Source organism: Pseudomonas tohonis (assembly GCF_012767755.2).
Taxonomy (GTDB): domain Bacteria; phylum Pseudomonadota; class Gammaproteobacteria; order Pseudomonadales; family Pseudomonadaceae; genus Metapseudomonas; species Metapseudomonas tohonis.
Map to the genome: position 1 here is coordinate 1716629 of NZ_AP023189.1, position 16561 is coordinate 1733189.

General features: G+C 68.6%; 16 protein-coding genes and 1 pseudogene. 6 read left to right on the forward strand and 11 right to left on the reverse strand.

Translation table 11 applies throughout. The features are described 5' to 3' along the window. Positions 1 to 3 precede the first annotated feature (3 nt). Both HSX14_RS08005 and HSX14_RS08010 read left to right on the forward strand, forming a co-directional pair. Positions 4 to 1254 (forward strand): annotated as a pseudogene (locus HSX14_RS08005) (allantoate amidohydrolase); the annotation flags it as partial. 30 nt (positions 1255 to 1284) lie between these two features. Then, positions 1285 to 2544, forward strand: coding sequence for a diaminopropionate ammonia-lyase (locus HSX14_RS08010; RefSeq protein WP_173176560.1), 1260 nt, complete (start codon positions 1285 to 1287; stop codon positions 2542 to 2544). 33 nt (positions 2545 to 2577) lie between these two features. Here HSX14_RS08010 and HSX14_RS08015 read toward each other — a convergent pair whose 3' ends face one another. Genes HSX14_RS08015 through HSX14_RS08025 form a run of 3 tightly spaced genes read right to left on the reverse strand, consistent with a single transcriptional unit; the run spans position 2578 to position 3402 of the window. After that, positions 2578 to 2853 (reverse strand): Rho-binding antiterminator, encoded by a 276-nt coding sequence (locus HSX14_RS08015; RefSeq protein ID WP_173176508.1) that lies wholly within the window; start codon positions 2851 to 2853, stop codon positions 2578 to 2580. Next, positions 2850 to 3116, reverse strand: coding sequence for a DUF2024 family protein (locus tag HSX14_RS08020; RefSeq protein WP_173176510.1), 267 nt, complete (start codon positions 3114 to 3116; stop codon positions 2850 to 2852). Before HSX14_RS08020 ends, HSX14_RS08015 begins: the two co-directional genes overlap by 4 nt. Positions 3117 to 3171: 55 nt before the next feature. After that, a complete protein-coding gene (locus HSX14_RS08025; protein WP_173176512.1) occupies positions 3172 to 3402 on the reverse strand; it encodes a thioredoxin domain-containing protein in 231 nt (76 codons plus the stop codon). Between the two features lie 123 nt (positions 3403 to 3525). Here HSX14_RS08025 and HSX14_RS08030 point away from each other — a divergent pair, with 123 nt between their 5' ends. Both HSX14_RS08030 and HSX14_RS08035 read left to right on the forward strand, forming a co-directional pair. Beyond that, on the forward strand, positions 3526 to 4074 hold the full coding sequence (locus HSX14_RS08030) for a MarR family winged helix-turn-helix transcriptional regulator (protein WP_173176514.1): 549 nt from the start codon (positions 3526 to 3528) through the stop codon (positions 4072 to 4074). A 214-nt stretch (positions 4075 to 4288) separates the two neighbouring features. Beyond that, complete coding sequence (locus tag HSX14_RS08035) at positions 4289 to 5638, forward strand: CSLREA domain-containing protein (RefSeq protein WP_173176516.1); 1350 nt, start codon at positions 4289 to 4291, stop codon at positions 5636 to 5638. Positions 5639 to 5856: 218 nt separating this feature from the next. Here the strand turns inward: HSX14_RS08035 and HSX14_RS08040 are convergent, their stop codons facing one another. The 5 genes from HSX14_RS08040 to HSX14_RS08060 form a co-directional block, all read right to left on the reverse strand. Further along, positions 5857 to 6702: an aminoglycoside phosphotransferase family protein gene (locus tag HSX14_RS08040; RefSeq protein ID WP_173176518.1), complete on the reverse strand. Its 846-nt coding sequence runs from the start codon at positions 6700 to 6702 to the stop codon at positions 5857 to 5859. Positions 6703 to 6723: 21 nt separating this feature from the next. Then, positions 6724 to 7062, reverse strand: a complete 339-nt coding sequence (locus tag HSX14_RS08045; RefSeq protein WP_173176520.1) for an FKBP-type peptidyl-prolyl cis-trans isomerase — start codon at positions 7060 to 7062, stop codon at positions 6724 to 6726. A gap of 123 nt (positions 7063 to 7185) precedes the next feature. After that, complete coding sequence (locus tag HSX14_RS08050; RefSeq protein WP_173176522.1) at positions 7186 to 8313, reverse strand: PilT/PilU family type 4a pilus ATPase; 1128 nt, start codon at positions 8311 to 8313, stop codon at positions 7186 to 7188. A gap of 124 nt (positions 8314 to 8437) precedes the next feature. Next, positions 8438 to 9184, reverse strand: a complete 747-nt coding sequence (locus tag HSX14_RS08055) for an SDR family NAD(P)-dependent oxidoreductase (protein WP_173176524.1) — start codon at positions 9182 to 9184, stop codon at positions 8438 to 8440. A gap of 222 nt (positions 9185 to 9406) precedes the next feature. After that, a complete protein-coding gene (locus HSX14_RS08060) occupies positions 9407 to 9688 on the reverse strand; it encodes a peptidylprolyl isomerase (protein ID WP_111264017.1) in 282 nt (93 codons plus the stop codon). A 555-nt stretch (positions 9689 to 10243) separates the two neighbouring features. Here HSX14_RS08060 and HSX14_RS08065 point away from each other — a divergent pair. Next, a complete protein-coding gene (locus HSX14_RS08065; RefSeq protein WP_173176526.1) occupies positions 10244 to 10693 on the forward strand; it encodes a BRO-N domain-containing protein in 450 nt (149 codons plus the stop codon). Between the two features lie 231 nt (positions 10694 to 10924). Next, positions 10925 to 11512: an eCIS core domain-containing protein gene (locus tag HSX14_RS08070; RefSeq protein WP_173176528.1), complete on the forward strand. Its 588-nt coding sequence runs from the start codon at positions 10925 to 10927 to the stop codon at positions 11510 to 11512. Positions 11513 to 11518: 6 nt separating this feature from the next. Here the strand turns inward: HSX14_RS08070 and HSX14_RS08075 are convergent, their stop codons facing one another. Genes HSX14_RS08075 through HSX14_RS08085 form a run of 3 tightly spaced genes read right to left on the reverse strand, consistent with a single transcriptional unit; the run spans position 11519 to position 16422 of the window. After that, positions 11519 to 12874 carry an HlyD family type I secretion periplasmic adaptor subunit gene (locus tag HSX14_RS08075; protein ID WP_173176530.1) on the reverse strand — a complete coding sequence of 452 codons (1356 nt, stop codon included), beginning with the start codon at positions 12872 to 12874 and terminating at the stop codon, positions 11519 to 11521. Between the two features lie 9 nt (positions 12875 to 12883). After that, complete coding sequence (locus HSX14_RS08080; RefSeq protein WP_173176532.1) at positions 12884 to 15043, reverse strand: type I secretion system permease/ATPase; 2160 nt, start codon at positions 15041 to 15043, stop codon at positions 12884 to 12886. A gap of 23 nt (positions 15044 to 15066) precedes the next feature. After that, entirely contained in the window at positions 15067 to 16422 is a 1356-nt protein-coding gene (locus HSX14_RS08085; protein ID WP_173176534.1) for a TolC family outer membrane protein, read from the reverse strand. Positions 16423 to 16561 lie beyond the last annotated feature (139 nt).

Here is a 16561-nt window from a genome sequence, read left to right on the forward strand (position 1 = left end):
CACATGGCCGTACACCCCGAACCCCCTCTGCCCCGCCTCGACGGCGAGCGGCTCCTGGCGCAGCTCGCCGAACTGGGGGCAGTGGGGGCGGACGACAGCGGTGGGCGCACCCGCATCGCCCTCACTGACACCGACAAGGCTGGGCGCGACCTCCTGGTGAGCTGGATGCGCGAGCTGGAGCTGGAGGTGCGCATCGACCGCATCGGCAACCTCTTCGGCACCCTGCCGGGCGGTGCGGCGGGGACGCCGGCGCTGATGCTCGGCTCGCACATCGACAGCGTCGCCAATGCCGGCGCCCTCGACGGCTGCTACGGCGTGCTCGCCGGGCTGGCGGTGGTGCGGGCCTTCCGCGAGGCGGGGATCGAGCCGCTGCGGCCGATCACAGTCGCCGCCTTCACCAACGAGGAAGGCGTGCGCTACCAGCCGGACATGCTCGGCTCCCTGGTCTACGCCGGTGGCCTGCCCGTGGAACAGGCGCTGGACATCGTCGGCAGCGACGGCAGCCGCCTGGGCGACGAGCTGCGCCGCATCGGCTATGCCGGCGACCTGGAGCCCGGGGGCATCCCCGTGCACGAGTACCTGGAGCTGCACATCGAGCAGGGCCCGGTGCTGGAGGCCGAGGACCTGCAGATCGGCGTGGTGGAGAACCTCCAGGGCATTTCCTGGCAGCAGGTCACGGTGCGTGGCCACGCCAACCACGCCGGCACCACCCCGACCCGCCTGCGCTACGACGCCGGGCTGGTGGCGGCGACCATCGTCCAGCAGCTGCGGCTGATCGCCGACGAGTCGGGCACCACCCTGGCCACCGTCGGGTGCATGCGCTTCGAGCCCAACCTGATCAACGTCATCCCGCGCCTGGCCAGCTTCAGCGTCGACCTGCGCGACCCCGACGAGCAGCGCCTGCAGAGCGTGGAGCGGCGCCTGCAGGGTTACCTTGCCTCACTCGCCGAGCACCGTGGCGTGCAGATCGACAGCCAGTTCCTGGCGCGTACCCGGCCGGTGGTGTTCGACGGCGAGCTGGTGGAAGCGATAGAAAGCGCCGCCCGGCGCCTGGGCCTGAGCCACCGACGCATGACCTCCGGCGCCGGCCACGACGCGCAGATGATCGCGCGCATCGCCCCGGCGGCGATGATCTTCGTGCCCAGCCGGGGCGGCATCAGCCACAACCCGCGTGAGTCCACCGACGACGACCAACTGCTGGCCGGTGCGCGCCTGCTGCTGGACCTGGTGGTGGACCGCCTCGGTGCCGCGCGACCGGCCCAGCATCGCCCGGCGGTCGGCGAGATGCCGGCGTTGCCGGCCCCGGCCACTGCCGCGCCGCTTGAACTGCTGCTCAACCCCCACGCCGTGCACGCTGGCTACCCCACGGAGCTGCGCGCGCTGATGAACATCGCCCAGGCCGGCCAGGACCGCGCCCGGCTGGCCGGCTGGGCGGAACTGAGCCCGCGTGCGACGCCGCTCTGGAGCCTGCCCGACCTGGCGGCGCGCCTGGGCATCGCGCGGCTGTGCATCAAGGACGAATCCCTGCGCTCGCCGCTCGCCAGCTTCAAGGCCCTGGGCGCCCCCATCGCCCTGGTGCGCCTGATCCTGCGGCGCTTCCCCGCCCAGGACTTCGACGCCGCCAGCCTGCTGGCCGGCGAGCACCGCTCGCGCCTGGCCGGCTTCACCGTGGTCAGCGCCACCGACGGCAACCATGGTCGCGCCCTGGCCGCCGCCGCCCGCAGCATCGGCTGCGACTGCGTGATCGTGCTCCACGCCCAAGTCAGCGAGGAGCGCGAGCGCGCCATCGCCGCCTACGGCGCGCAGGTACGGCGCATCGCCGGCAACTACGACGACTCGGTGGAGGAGGCCGCCTCCCTGGCGCTGGCCTATGGCTGGCAGGTGGTGGCCGACACGTCCTGGGAGGGCTACGAGGAGATCCCCCGCGATGTGATGCAGGGCTACGGCATCATCGCCGAGGAGGTGATCGAGACCGCCGGCGTCGACGCCTACACCCACATCATCCTGCAGGGCGGCGTCGGCGGCCTAGCGGCGGGCATCGCCAGCTACTACTGGGAGCGCTGCGGCGCCTCGCGCCCGACCCTGCTGGTGGTGGAGCCGAGCCAGGCCGACTGCCTCTACCAGAGCGCCCTCGCGGGCGAGCCGGCACGGGCCACGGGCTCGGTGGATTCGGTGATGGCCGGGCTCGCCTGTGGCGCCACCTCGCCGCTCGCCTGGCGCTTCCTCGACGGCAGCATCGACGCCTTCCTCAAGGTCGAGGACGCCGACGCGGTGGCCGCCATGGGCGTGCTCGCCGCCGGCAGCGCGCGGGACATCCCGGTGATCGCCGGCGAATCCGGCGCCGCGGGCCTCGCCGGGTTGCTGCGCCTGCTGGCCGAACCCGAGCTCGCCGCCTTGCTGGGGCTGGACGCCAACGCGCGGGTGCTGCTGATCAACACCGAAGGCGCCACCGCCCCTTCGGTTTACGAGGCGCTGGTGGGCGAACCCGTCGCCTCGGTGCTGGCGCGCCAGCGCGACTGGGCGGCGGCCAACCTGGGGCGCTGAGGTGGCTGTCGAGCGTGAAGCCTGTGCGGCCCGTCATCGCGGGATCGAGCAGGCCGCGCCCGCCAGCCGCACCCGGCCGAACGGGGCGCCGGGGTCCAGCGGGGTGATCGCCAGCAACCGGTCGAGGCGTATTTCGCGCAGGTCGTCGAAGCGCAGGAATTCCTCCTTGCTGGCGGCGGTACGGGTGGTCAGGGCGCGGGCTTCGAAGGGTTCGCCGTCGGTCAACTCCACCCGCAGCCGGTAGCCGCGCAGGCAGGCGATCTCCAGGTAGTCGTGGAGATCGCAGTGCAGCGGTTGGTAGGCGTTCACGACGCCGCCTCGAAGCCTTGCAGGGCAATGATGAAGTAGCCGTCGCGCGCGATGGCCGTGGCGATCGGTTCCGGGGCCGACTCGCTGTGGCAGTACAGGCACTGGCTCTGGGCGATGTCGGCGTCGGCCAGGCCGAGGCTGCCCAGCCAGTCGCGGGCGAAGTGCTCGGCCCGGGGTTGCTCGGCCGAGTCGATGAGCACGTCGAAGTGCAGGTAGCGCCCGTCGCGGGTGCGCACGTGGGTGTCGAATACCTGGATCTGCATGATGGGGGCCTCGTGGAGGAGCGGGTCGCGATGGCGAACGCGACCCGCCGGCGGGTTACTTGAGATCGGCGAGGGCGGCGCCGAAGTTCAGGTGCAGCACCTGGCCGTCCACCACCAGGGCGGGAACCGATTTCACGCCGGCGCCTTCCGCCTCGGCGACGCGGGCCGGCACATCGCCGAGGTGGATGATCTCGACCTGCACCTTCGGGTCGAGCAGGCCGAGGAGGGTGCGTTCGGCTTCGACGCAGACGGGGCAACCGGCGTGGTAGTAGCGAGCTTGGGTCATGGCGTTTCTCCGTTATTGGTATCGATCCGATACCTTCAGGGGCGAGACTACCTCCGCTGAGGTTTGGCCGATATAGTTTTTATTCGATACTATCCATCGACAAAATCTATCGGGAGAAATGCCGTGCTCTTCGATCTGCTGGAGCGCCTGTCCAGCCTCACCCGCGTCTGGTTCCGCGAGCACCCGCTGCTGGCCGAGCTGCAGCCCATCCAGTTCAGCGCCTTGCTCTACCTCGCCCGCTGCAACCGCTATTCCGACACGCCGCTGGCAGTGACCGACTATCTGGGGCTGACCAAGGGCACCGTGTCGCAGTCGCTCAAGGCGCTGGAAGCCAAGGGCCTGGTGGTCAAGCGCCCGGACCTGCAGGACCGTCGCAGCGTGCACCTGGAACTCACGCCGTCGGCCCGCGAGCTGCTGGGTGCAGTGCTGCCGCCGGACTTCCTCGCCGCCGCCACCGCGCGCATGGGCCCCGCCGCCGGCGAACTGGAGGCGCTGCTCGGCGACCTGTTGCGCAACGTCCAGCGCAGCGTCGACGTGCCCTCGTTCGGCCTGTGCCGCACCTGCCGTTTCCACCGCACCCTGGACGGCCTGCCCTTCTGCGGGCTGACCGAGGAACCCCTGGTCGCCGGCGACGAGGTGCTGATCTGCCGCGAGCACCGGAATCCCGCATAGCCCTCTATCCGCCCCCTTCCTCGAGGGTCCTGAGCGACCAGCGGGCGAAATCCATCGGAACCAAGGCCGAAAACGCCCGGTCCATCACTAGCCGCGTGACGAGCCGTCGCGCGGCTGGAGCGGAAGCCGCGTCGTGTCCGCGCCCCAAGGAACCGACAGGGCAGGGCCGCCGTGCGTCCCGTGGACGCCCTGTCCTCGACACGCAGGACAGCTCATGCACAAGCCGCTCATCTCCCCCCTCGCCACCGCCACCCTCGTCGCCCTCGCACTGGGCAGCCAGGCCGCCCGCGCCGCCGATTTCGTCGTCAACCAGACCGAAGACAGCTACGACGGCGTCTGCGATGCCCACTGCTCGCTGCGCGACGCCATCTCCGCCGCCAACGCCGCGCCGGGCCCGGACCGCATCCTGCTCCAGGCGCAGACCTATCGCCTGAGCCTGCCGGCGGGGCGCGACGAGGAGGGCGACGTCGTCGACGAAGACGACAACCTCAATGGCGACCTCGACATCCACGACTCCCTCGAAATCATCGGCCAGGGCCCGGCCGCGACCGTGATCAGCGGCACCCCGCAGGCCAACGACCGCCTGCTGGAGGTGTTCGACGGCGCCCGCGTGGTGCTCGAGCGCCTGCGCCTCACCGGTGGCCACAGCTCCACCTATGGCGGCGCCCTGGAGAACCATGGCGAGGTGGTGTTGCGCCAGGTGGAAGTGAGCCGCAACAGCTCCACCGGAGCCTTCAGCCCCGGCAATGGCGGCGGCATCGCCAACGACGGGCGCCTGGCCGTGCATCGCTCGGTCATCGCCAACAACCGCGCCGGGGCCGGAGAGGGCCACTTCGGCCTGGGTGGCGGCATCTACAACACCGGCGAGCTGCTGCTGCGCGACAGCAGCGTGCAGGGCAACTCCGCCAGCGACGACGATGACGCCGGCTACGGCGGCGGCCTCTACAACCGCGGCACGGCCGACGTGGCGCGGACCACCTTCAGCGGCAACGGGTCCAGTTTCGGCTCGGCCATCGGCAACGACGGCACGCTCACCCTGGTCAACTCGACCCTCAGCGGCAACACCCAGTACTACCGGGCCCAGGCCACCCTGAACAACGGCCAGCCCTGGATCAGCGCCAGCCCGCAAGCGCTGCTGGTGAACGTCACCATCGCCAACAACAGCGGCGGATACGGGTTGATCAACACAGGCTCGGTGACCCTGCGCAACAGCATCATCGCCGGCAACCTCGACGAGGGCCTGGAGACGCCGATGAACTGCGACAACCAGGGCGCCCAGGCGCAATACAAGGCCATCGGCCTGCTGCTGGGCACCGGGCCCGGCAACTGCACCGGCGACCTGTACGTGGAGCAGACCGACGTCCTCACCAAGGTGCTCTACCCCCTGGCGGACAACAACGGCCTGACCCAGACCCACGCCCTGCGCCCACGCAGCCCGGCGGTGGATGCCGGTATCGGCACCTGCACCGCCCATGACCAGCGCGGCTCCAAGCGCCCGCGTGACGGCGACGGCGATGGCGTGGCCCGTTGCGACCTGGGTGCCTACGAGCGGCCGAAGCCGTAGGTTGGCGAAGCGTGCCGGTGCGTGGATGACGCTCTTTTCATCCACCAGGCGGAGCGGGTGATGGCGCTGGACCGAAGCCCGGGCCGCGGTGCACTTTTCGCGAATGAATTCGCTCCTACAGCCCTCGATGCACCGAACACACCGGATGCACCGTCCCTGTAGGGGCGACTTCAGTCGCCAAGCAGCCCGTAGGGCTGCCCATCTCCGGCACGGAAACGCTACTGCGTCGCCAGCGCCTCCAGCGCCAACGCCCCCACCGCCAGGTCGATATCGGCATCTGGGTCATCGTCGTCGAGGAACCAGGCGGCGGAGAGGCCGCACCAGGCCACCAGCCATTGCAGCAGGCGCTGGCGTTCCAGGCCGGATTCGCGGCAGACGATGGCCAGACGCCGCTGGAAGCGGGCCGGGTCGGTGCCCACCGGGCGGCTGGGGTCGCAGAGGTCGGGGTTGGCGAAGATCACCGCATAGTCCAGCGCGCGGTCGCCCACCAGGCCCTTGGGGTCGATGGCCAACCAGCCGCGCGGGCCGAAGTCGAGGAGGTTGCCGTGGTGCAGGTCGCCGTGCAGCAGCCGCTGTTCGCAAGGTGCGGCCAGCAGTTGGCGGGCCAGGGCATCGGCTTCGGTGAGGAAGCCGCCGTGGCGGCGTGCGGCCGGCGCCAGGTCGGCGAACCAGCTGTGTAGGTCCTTCAGCCCTTTGGGCCGGGGGCCGTCGTAAGTGTGGAGGCGGGCCAGGGCACGGCAGAGCAGGGCGGTGGCCAGGTCGTCGTCACCGTCCTGGGCCATGGCGATCAGCGGGTCGCCGCCGCGCTCCAGCAGCAGGCCATCGCCGTCGATCTCCAGCACCCTCGCCGAGCCTGCACCCCTCCAGGCCCGCATCACCTGGGCGCCGAGGCGTTCGTCCTCGTTCTGGCTGACCTTGAGCATCGCGGCCTGCCCATCCTTGCGCACCGGCAGCAGCGCGCCGCTGGGGGTGAGCAGCGCCTCGCCGTCCGGCGTCAGCTGCCAGCGTTGCAGGTAGGGGGCGAAAAGGGCTTCGGCCTCGGCGAGGGAGGGGGCGGGGGGCATGGCGTGGTCTCGTGAGGGGGATCAATCGTCCCGGGTCAGCACTTCCAGCAGTTCGATCTCGAACACCAGGTTGGAGCCGGGCGGGATCTTGCCGACCTGCCGCTCGCCGTAGGCCAGGTGCGCGGGCACTTGCAGCTTGCGCTTGCCGCCGACCCTCATGCCCATCAGGCCCTGGTCCCAGCCCTTGATCACCCGGCCGGTGCCGATCACGCACTGGAAGGGGCGGCCTTTCTCGATGGAGGAGTCGAACAGGGTGCCGTCCTCCAGCCAGCCGTTGTAATGGGTGGTGATCAACGCGCCCTTGACCACGGCCTTGCCGTCGCCTTCGTGCAGGTCTTCGATCTTCAATTCTTCGCTCATGGCTGCTCGCTCGCCGTTGGGGTGCAGCGTTTTCGCACCAAGCGCGGCGCTTGGCAAGGGTTTGCGGCGGGGACACCGACCATCGCCGATCTTCGTGACGAAGCTCGAACGATGGCGTGCCACTCAATGGTCGCGCAGCACCTTGCGCTCGCTGTCCTGGGGGTCGAAGCCGCGTTCGAGCTTGATCTTCAGCGCCAGGTCGGTGCGCGAGTCGGCGAACTTCAAGGCGTCCGCCAGGCTGATGCGGCCGGCTTCCACCAGGGTGAACAGGCTCTGGTCGAAGCTGCAGGAGCCGCTTTCCAGGGCGTTCTCGATGGCGCCTTTGAGTTCGTGCAGCTCGTCGCGCAGGATCAGGTCGCGCACATGGGGGGTGCCCAGCATCAGCTCGATCGCCGCCACGCGCTTGTGGTCGACGCCGGGCACCAGGCGCTGGCCGACCATGGCCAGGAGGTTCTGCGACAGGTCGCCGAGCACCTGGCGCCGTGCCGCGTCGGGGAAGAAGCGGGTGATGCGCTCCACCGCGTGGCGGGCGCTGGTGCCGTGCAGGGTGGCCACGCACAGGTGGCCGGTTTCGGCGTAGTGCAGAGCGTGTTGCATGGTTTCGGCATCGCGTATCTCGCCGATCATGATCACGTCCGGTGCCTCACGCAGGACGTTGCGCAGGGCGGCGGAAAAACTGTGGGTATCGAGGCCGACCTCGCGCTGGTCGATGATCGAGCGACGGTGGCTGTGGAGGAACTCGATGGGGTCCTCGACGCAGAGGATGTGCCCGCTGCGCTGGGCATTGCGGTAATCGAGCATGGCCGCGAGGGTGGTGGACTTGCCGGAACCGGCGGCGCCGACCACCAGGATCAGCCCACGGTCCTGCAGGGCGAGCTTCTCCAGCAGCGGCGGCAGGCCGAGGCTTTCCAGGCTGGGGATCTCGGTGCGGATCAGGCGCACCACCATCGAGACCTCGCCGCGCTGCAGGTAGACGTTGGCGCGGAAGCGACCGCTGCCCGGCAGGCTGATGGCGAGGTTCATCTCCAGCTCGCGCTCGAATTCCTCGCGCTGGGCGGGCGTCATCAACTGGTTGGCCAGCAGGCGCACCTCGCCCGGTTGCAGGGCGCGCTCACCCAGGGGGCGGGCATGGCCTTCGAGCTTGATGTGCGGGGGCGAGCCGACGCTGAAGAACATGTCCGAGCCGGCGTGCTGGTGCAGCAGCTCCAGGTAGGGGAAGACGCTGGGCGTCGTCTCGTTGGGGTCGCTCATCCTGCCTCCTTTCGTCGATGGGCAAGCCTAGCAGCGGAACTGGCCGCGCGAACATGGGGTGCGATTGCCGCAGGCGCCGGCGCCGCTTGCGGAGCGCCCCCGCTGGGCGCGGGGGCGGGTAGGGTCAGCGCAGGGTGTAGCCGTTATCGACGACCAGGTCCTGGCCGTGGATACCACGTGCGGCGGGGGAGAGGAGGAAGAGGATGGCATCGGCGATCGCGCCGGCGTCGAGGAAGTGTCCGTCGAGCAGGCGCTGGTTCACCGTGCCGGCGACGCTGGCGAGCTGCTGGTCGTCGAGGCCGAGGGTGCCCCAGATGGGGGTTGCGGTCGGGCCGGGGGAGACGAGGTTGATACGCACGCCGTCCCCCGCCAGCTCGACCGCCAGGGTGCGCGCCTGTGCCTTGAGGGCGGACTTGCTGGCGATGTACGGGGCGAGGCCGGGAAAGGTGACGCTGGAGAGGAAGGTGCCGATGAACACCACCGAAGCCGGGCGCGACAGGTGGGGCAGCAGTGCGGCGAGGGTGTCCAGCGCACCGGCGCCATTCACCGCCCACTGGCGCTGGAAGGCGCCCGTGTCGAGACCGTCGGCGAGCTGGGCGATACCGGCGTTGGGCACCAGGCAGTCCACCGGCCCCAGTTCTGCCGCGCGCCGGGCCAGGCGCGCCAGGTCATCGGCCCGTGTGACGTCGCCCGCCAGCCAGTGCAGCCGTTGCGGGTAGCGCTCCAGCAGGTCCGGCAGGCCGCCGCCCTGGCGCGAGAAGGCGAGCACGCGAGCGCCGGTGTCGAGCAGGCGTTCGCACAGGGCAAGGCCGATGCCGGAGCTGGCGCCGGTGATCACGGCGAGGCGGTCGTTGAATTCGTGTGCAGGCATGAGGCGATTCCTTATGGGTCATTGTGATGGGGCAATGACAGGGATCAGGAAGCGTGCCAGGTAAAATTTTCAGTAAAATCAATTGCTTGAAAATTATCGCTGTCGTTATGACCTGGTTTGTTCGGGTCGATATGACTGCGCAGGTAGTCGAGTTGACGCGGGGGAGGGGGTGATGCGGAGGTTGGAGCAGGGCGCCACCTTGGATGACGCCCTCGACCGGGATCAGTCCTGGCGGCTGGTGACTTCCACCAGGTGGTAGCCGAACTGGGTCTTCACCGGGCCTTGCACGACGTTGACCGGGGCGCTGAAGACCACGGTGTCGAACTCGCGGACCATCTGGCCCGGGCCGAAGGAACCGAGGTTGCCGCCGTCACGGCTGGACGGGCAGGTGGAGTTGTCCTTGGCGACCTGGGCGAAATCGGCGCCCCCTTCGATGGCGGCTTTCAGTTCGTTGCACTTGGCTTCGCTGGAAACCAGGATGTGGCGGGCGGTTGCGCGGGGCATGGGAGGACTCCTCTTGAAGAAAGCGCAGAGCCTACCGGAATCGACCGAGCCGTCAACGGGCGGGGGCGTGGGTGGTACGGCGCTGTGGTGCAGGTCGGGTAAGACCCGGCAGGGGCGGACAGCGGATGTGGCCTGGACGTGGGAGCGGTTTCAACCGCGAAGGGCATGGAGGCGCCTTCGATCGCGAATGAATTCGCTCCCACAGGGTCCACCGCCCAAGCAACACACGGAAATTTCCCAAACCCGCCGCAACCCCTTGTTCGCCTCCCACCCCCTCCCTAAGTTCGCCCGGTCGCGGTCAATCTGCGACCGGGTTTGACGACCTGAAGCTAACGGCGCGATGCCGCCTACGGGGCTTGCGGGAAACGGCGTACGTTTCCGGCGGGAACCGGCTCGCATGCAGTTTTCAGGACTGCATCATCTAATGGCGGATCGCGTGGGGAGACCACTCGTGGTCTGCCGGCTCCGTTTGCCCGGTTCGTCAACCCCACGCGATCCTCCACCCATCGAATGACGACGATGGCGGAGGCATGGAAACGCAAACGGAGAAACACCATGCATGACGCACTCACCCCCACCTTTTTCTACCGCAATGAACGCCCCCTGCGCGGCGTGATGATCGACGACCAACCCTGGTTCTGTGCCTACGACTTCGCCCGCCTGCTGGGGCTGCACCACCCGCAGGCGCTGCACCGGCGCCTGCGTCCCTATCAGGTTCGCAAGGCCCGCTTCGCCTACGCCACGGGCAGCGAGGAGGAGGTCCAGCTCGTCAGCGAAGGAGGCCTCTACAAGGCCATGCTTCGTTTCGGTCACCCCGAGCTCCGTCATCTGGAGGAATGGCTTGCCCGCGACGTGATTCCCACACTGCGCGACCAGTACGAACGCTGCCGCAAGCAGCCACGGCGGGTGATGCTGGACTGGAAGTCCCACCGGCTGGTGTTGCTGGATTGGCAAGGCGAGCTGTGGATGCAGTGGGAGAAGGTGCCGCGCTACCGGGAGCTTTGAGGGACTCGCCGGAAGGGCGTGGGAGCGGTTTCAACCGCGAAGGGTGTGGAGTCGGCGCCCTTCGCGAATGAATTCGCTCCCACAGGGGCGGCGGCGCTGCGCGCCGCTGGGCGACTGAAGTCGCCCCTACAGGTCGCCTCCAACAGGTCGCCCTGACGCATAACGGCTTTTGCCGTTGTCTCAATGGCGCCGATCCACCACCATCGCCGCCTGGCCTTTCGAGAACCCTCCATGCCCCGCGCCTTGCCCGTGTCCCTGTTGCTGGCCCTGTTGGTAACCACTGCTTCGAACCTGGCGCTCGCCTGTGCCGAAGGCGAGACCGAGGTGTGCCTCGGCGGCTGCATCTGCGTGCCCGACCCCAATGGCGTGCTGGCGCCCTATCAGGAGCAGGCCGGCGCGGTGGCCGCGTCGGCGCTGGAGGGCTGGTTGCTGCGCTCCCGTGATTCGGCGGCGCAGCAGGGGACGTTGCCGATCCCCCCGGAAATACGCCAGCGCCTGCTGCCCTGGTATTCGGCGGAGCTGCTCGATGCGGTGCGCTACAAGGTCGGCGACAGCGACGAGATGAACGCCGCCCGCACCATGCTGCAGAACCCCGACATCAAGGCCGTGACCCTGGTGGACATCATCGTCTTCCGCACCCAGGACGCGGCCCTGCACGACGTGGCGCTGTGGGCCCACGAGCTGTTCCACGTGCAGCAGTACCGGGAATGGGGCAGCGACGGTTTCGCCCGGCGCTACAGCCGCGACTTCGACGCGGTGGAGTCGCCGGCCTATGCCCGCCAGCTGGAGGTGAGCCGTGCCCTGCGGCGCGGCCAGTGAGGCCGATCAGCGCTCGCGCATGGCTTCCGAGCGGGCCTTGAGCACCGGTTTGAGCAGGTAGTCGAGCACGCTCTTCTCGCCGGTGATGATGTCCACCGTGGCGATCATCCCGGGGATGATCAGCAGCGGGTGGTCGTCCTTGCCCAGGTGGCTTTTGTCGGTGCGCACCTGGATCAGGTAGAAGCTGTTGCCCTTGTCATCGGTGATGGTGTCGGCGCCGATCAGCTCCAGCTTGGCCTTGAGCCCGCCGTAGATGGTGTAGTCGTAGGCGCTGAACTTGACCATCGCGTTCTGCCCCGGGTGGAGGAAGGCCACGTCCTGCGGGCGGATGCGCGCCTCGATCAGCAGGTTGTCCTCCAGCGGCACCACTTCCACCATGTCGTTGCCCGGCTGCACCACGCCGCCGATGGTGTTGACCTTCAACTGCTTGATGATGCCGTTCACCGGGGACACCACGGTGGTGCGGGTGACGCGGTCGTCGATGGCCTTGCCGGTGGAGGTGATCTTCTGCAGTTCGGTGCGGGCCTCGTTGAGTTCCTTGAAGGCATCGGACTGGAACGACAGCTTGCTCTCCTCCATCTTCCGCTCGATCTCCTTCACCGCCGCCTCGGCGCGGGGGATCGCCAGGTTGGTGCCGTTGAGCTCGCCGCGCATCTCCACCGCGCTGCGGCGCAGGCGCAGGATCTCCACCTCGGAGATGGCGCCGGTGCCCACCAGCGGCTGGGACATGTTCAGCTCCTGTTGCAGCAGCCCCAGGCTGGAGGCGTACTGCTGCGACTTGGAGCGGAACTCGGCCAGTTCCTGCTGCTTCTGGCGCAGTTGCTCCTGGAGGATGTGCTGCTCGCTGTCCAGGCGCTGCAGGCGCTTGCTGTACAGCGCCATCTCGTCCTCGGCCAGTTGCGGCGAGGCCTTGGCGATGTCCTCCGGCACCTTGAAGGGGCGGTCCTCGGCCTCGGCGGAGAGCCGTTGCACGCGGGCCATCAGCGCCAGGCGGTCGGCCTCGGTCTCGCCCTTGTTGGAGAGGAAGCGGGTGTCGTCCAGGCGCAGCAGCACATCGCCCTTGCTCACCACCTGGCCTTCGCGCACGAAGATCTCGGAGACGATGCCGCCCTCCAGGTTCTGGATCACCTGGATCTTGCTGGAGGGGATGGCCTTGCCCTCGCCGGTGGTGACTTCCTCCAGCACGGCGAACTTGGCCCAGACCAGGGCGACGATCAGCAGCGTGCAGGCGACCCACACGGTGACGCGCGTGCCGGTGGGGGAGTCCTCCAGCGCCGCGCCGTCCACCTCGGGCATGAATTCGGTGTCGGGCTTGCTGCCCATGCCGCCGAAGTAGTCGCGGACCGAACGGGTGTTTTCCATGATCTGCTCCTAGACGGCCGCCGGGCCGACGCGGCCCTTGCGCAAGGCTTCGATCACCGCGTCCTTCGGGCCGTCGGCGACGATGTGGCCGCCATCGAGCACCACCAGGCGCTCCACCAGGCTGAGCATGGAGGCGCGGTGGGTGATGAGCAGCACGGTCTTGCCCTGTGCCCAGCCGTGCAGGCGGTTGCGCAGGATGTCCTCGCTGGTGTTGTCCATCGCGCTGGTGGGTTCGTCCAGCAGCAGGATGGGCGGGTCGAGCAGCAGGGCGCGGGCCAGCAGCACCGCCTGGCGCTGGCCGCCGGAAAGCAGCTGGCCGCGTTCGCCCACCGGGCGGTCGAAGCCCTGGGGGTGCTGGCGGGCCAGTTCGGTGACGCCGGTCAGCTCGGCCACCTCCAGCATCCGTGCGTCGTTCACGTAGCGCGCCCCCAGGGTCAGGTTGTCGCGCAGGCTGCCGGCGATCAGCGGCATGTCGTGGGTGACGAAGCCGATCTGGTGGCGCAGGTCGGCGACGTCCAGCTGGCGCAGGTCGATACCGTCGAGCAGCAGCTGGCCTTCCTCGGGGCTGTAGAAGTTCATCACCAGGCGCGCCAGGGTGCTCTTGCCCGAGCCGCTGCGGCCGATGATGCCGACCCGCTCGCCGGCGTTCAGGCGCAGGCTGACGTTGGCCAGCGCCGGGGCGGCCTGGTCCGGGTAGCGGAAGCTCACGCCGCGCACGTCGATGGCGCCCTTGATGTGGGTGCGCTCCAGCGGCTGCTGCTTGTTCTCCCGCTCCTGGGGCAGGCCCATGAGCGAGTCGGTGCTCTTCATCGTCAGCTGCGCCTGCTGGTAGCGGGTGATCAGCCCGGCGATCTGCCCGAGCGGCGCCAGCACACGGCTGTTGAGCATGTAGCTGGCCACCAGGGCGCCGACGCTGAGGTTGCCGGCGATGATGCTGTAGACCCCGGCGATGATCATCGCCAGGCCGGCGAACTGCTGCAGGAACAGGGTGCCGTTGGTCACCAGCGCGGAGAGGAAGCGCGCGTGGCTGTCGAGGCGGGCGAGGGCGCCGTGGGTGCGTTCCCAGCGGTGCTGGCGTTCGCTCTCGGCGCTGCAGGCCTTGAGCGTCTCCAGCCCCGAGAGGGTCTCGATCAGCAGGGCCTGGCGCTCCGCCCCCAGGGCCAGGCTGCGCTGCACGGTGTCGCGCAGGCGGACCTGGATGATCCACGCGAAGATCGCGGTGATGGGGAAGGCGAGCACGGGGATCACCACCAGCCAGCCGCCGAGCAGGCCGATCACCAGCAGCATGAGGATGGAGAAGGGCAGGTCGATCAGGCTGGTCAGGGTCACCGCGGTGAGGAATTCACGCAGGCCCTGGAAGTCGTGGATGCTCTGGGCGAAGCCGCCGATGGTGGTCGGTCGCGCCTTCATCGACATGCCGGTGATGCGTTCGAACAGGGTGGCCGAGAGCACCACGTCGGTCTTCTTCCCGGCGGTGTCCAGCAGGTGGGCGCGCAGCACCCGCAGCAGCAGGTCGAAGCCGGTGCCGATGAGCAGGCCGATGGTCAGCACCCAGAGGGTCGAGGTGGCCTGGTTGGGCACCACGCGATCGTAGGTCTGCATCACGAACAGCGGCACCAGCATGCCCAGCAGGTTGATCAGCAGGCTTGCCAGCACCGCATCGGTGTAGAGCCAGCGCGACAGCCGCAGGGTGTCGCGGAACCAGGACGTGACCCGCGGCACCAGCGGCGCGCGGGTCTCCTCCAGCTCATGGCGGGGGCGGGCGAACAGCGCTTCGCCGCTGTAGGCGGCCTCGAGCAGGTCGCGGTCGATCCATTGCTGGCCGCCGTCGGACTCGCAGGGCAGGATCAGCGCGCGGCCGTCCTTGCCCCACTGGTTGAGCACCGCGCTGCGGCCGTCCTTCAACAACAGCAGCACCGGCAGGTTGAGCGGAGAGATGGCCCCCAGTTCACGGCGCAGCAGCCGGCCCTGCAGGCCGACCCGTGCAGCGGCACGGGCCAGCAGGTCGGGCGTCAGCTGCTGGTTGGCCAGCGGCAGGCCGGCGGTGAGGCTGCCCCGGCTGGCGGGGCAGTCGTGCAGCCGGCACAGGATCAGCAAGCCGTCCAGCAGCGGGTCGTCGTGACTCTGCCGGGGGTCGACGGCGGCACCCGCCCTTTCCATGGTGGTCATCTACTGCTACTCCGGGACTGCGGTCACTTCATTTCCGGCAGGCGGGCTTCGCTCTTCACTTCAGAAGCGGCGATGGCCTCGGCCGGGACTACGACGTTCTGCCGGCGCAGCAGGTCGCCCATGGCGGAGATCACGCGGAACATGGCGAACTCTTCGGTGTAGCGCACCTCGACGTAGCGCCGGTTGGCGGTGAAGAGTTCGTTGTCACTGTCCAGGAGGTCGAGCAGGGTGCGCTGACCGAGGCCGAACTGCTGCTGGTAGGCCTCGCGCACGCGCTGGGTGTAGTCGGCGTAGTCACGCGCCTTGGGGGTCTGCAGGCGGGCGTTCTCCATCGCGTTCCAGGCCAGCGCCAGGTTCTCGTTGAGCACGCGCAGGGCGTTGTTGCGGATGTCCATGGACTGGTTGATCGAGTGCGCCGCCGCTTGCAGGCGGGCCTTGTCGCGCATGCCGTTGAACAGGTTGTAGTTCATCACCACGGCGGCCCGCCAGGTGTTGTAGTGGCCCTCGTCGCCCTGCACGTTGTCATCGGCGGTGGTGGCCAGCTCGGCGTCGAAGCGCGGGTAGAACGGCGACTTGGCCGACTCGTACTGCTTCTCCGCCGCCTGCACGTCGGCCTGGGCCGATTTCAGGAAGGGGTTGTTGTCCATCATGGTCTGGCGGGCGGCGAGCAGGTCCGCCGGCATTTCGCCACGGATGGTCGAGGGCGTTTCCAGCTCGTCGGCGGGGCGACCGACGGCGCTGAGGAAGTTGGCTTCGGCGTCGGCCAGGTTCACTTCCTCGGTGTAGAGGTTGTTCTCGGCCAGGGCCAGGCGCGCGGCGGACTGGTCGGAGTCGGCCATGCTGCCGACGCCGCGCTGGCTGCGCAGGTTGATCTGGTCGCCCACGCGCTGGTGCGACTGCAGGTTGTTGCGGGCCAGGGCCACCATCTCGCGGCGCTTGAGCACTTCGAGGTACACCTCGACGGTGCGCAGCGCCAGGCTCTCCGAGGTGCCCAGGGTGTAGTAGGCGCGGGAGTTGACCACCGCCTCGGTGCGGCCCACCTCGTTGGGGGTGTTGAAGCCGTCGAAGAGCATCTGCCGCAGGCGCAGCTCGGCGTTGCGGTAGTTCAGCGTCTCGGTGTTGTGATCACCCAACGCGCGCGTGCTCGGGCTGTCGGTGTTTTCACGGCCCACGCCGGCTATCAGGTCGACGGTCGGTAGGTAGCCGCCCTTGGCGATCTTCTTCTCTTCGTCGGCGACGAGCCGCGCATTGGATGCGGCGCGGATTTCCGGATGGTTATCCAGCGTGCTCTGGATAGCCTCGGTGAGGTTCATGGCCTGGACCTGAGCGCTGGCGAGTGCCAACAGCATGCTGCTCCAGAGGGGGGTCATTGCTCGCATGAGGGGGTGTCTCCTTGTTCGATGCTCTTTTACGGATCGCCATTTTTTTGGCGAAATCGCCTGTTCAACCGTTTCAGGCTTGTAACATCAGAGCTAAGAACATCTTTTGGAGAAGCTAAGAAATTTTTTTCACATGGTT